Source organism: Williamsia soli (assembly GCF_017377795.1).
Lineage (GTDB): Bacteria > Actinomycetota > Actinomycetes > Mycobacteriales > Mycobacteriaceae > Williamsia > Williamsia soli.
Window position 1 is genome coordinate 1 of the sequence record NZ_JAFRDR010000023.1, and the last position, 1070, is coordinate 1070.

Here is a 1070-nt window from a genome sequence, read left to right on the forward strand (position 1 = left end):
ATAGTCGCTCATATGTTCGAGGGTGGGGATGTCGAAGTGCAGCGGGTGGCCGGTATCGGCCCCGCCAATTGGTTGCGGCCTAATGAATTGCTCCGTAACTGCGAGCAGTCGGTCGCCGCGCAAAGCTACTTCGAATGGGTCCGATACGACAGCGCAGCTCACCTGCACCGAATGGTCGTGGCACCCCTCGACGACACCCCGGCGACGCTGCGGGCGGTCGACCCGTTCGCGGTCTGCGCCGCGCAACTGGCCGCCGCACAGCAGATCACCCAGCAAGGGGCCGAGCACTACCTGACCCGAGCCCTGGCACTGCGCGACCGACTCCCCCACGTCAAGCAGCTGCTGAAGCAAGGACAGGTCGCCGCCCACCACATCGCCCAGATCGTCTCCCGCACCGATCTGATCGAAGGCTCCGAGCACATGGCCGACATCGACCGCGACATCGCTCAGCAACTACGCCGCCGAGGATCGTGGTCGACCAACCGGATCCGGGACATGGTCGATGCGATGATCATGCTCCGCGATCCCGACCTGGTAAGGGAGAACCGCACAGAGGCCACCAAACGTCGCGGGGTGTGGAACAACAACATCGGCGACGGGATGTCGGCGCTCGACGCCGTCGGATCCGCCGAAACCAACAGCCTGATCATGCAGCGCCTGGAGAAGTTGGCGATGTCCGTGTGCAAGGCTGATCCGCGCCGCAAATCCGAACGAATGGCCGATGCCCTCTTCGCCACGGTGATGGGGCGCGAGTTCTGCTGCGAATGCCCCAAAGACCCGAAACATCCTTGCACCGCCAACATCTGGACATGGCCGGCAGAGATGATGGTCTCAGGCGTCGACGTGAAACTGGTCCTGCACGTCATCGCTGATCAAGCAACCGTCAACGGGGACGCCGACAACCCCGGCTACCTCCAAGGCCACGGCGTGATCTCCGCCGAGCATGTCCGCGACATCGCCGACCGCCCCGAAACAAAACAGCGCCCGATGCGCAACGAGTACGAACAATCCGAACCCCTCTGGAACGACTACGACCTACGCGCCGAAGCCGAATACGCCGACCTCTACGC

The 1070-nt window shown here is 63.6% G+C and carries 1 protein-coding gene; it reads left to right on the plus strand.

Annotated features, from left to right (window positions below; all coding sequences use genetic code 11):
* A partial coding sequence (locus J3S28_RS28145; protein WP_307797492.1) for a DUF222 domain-containing protein occupies window positions 1–1070 on the plus strand: 1070 nt, incomplete at both ends.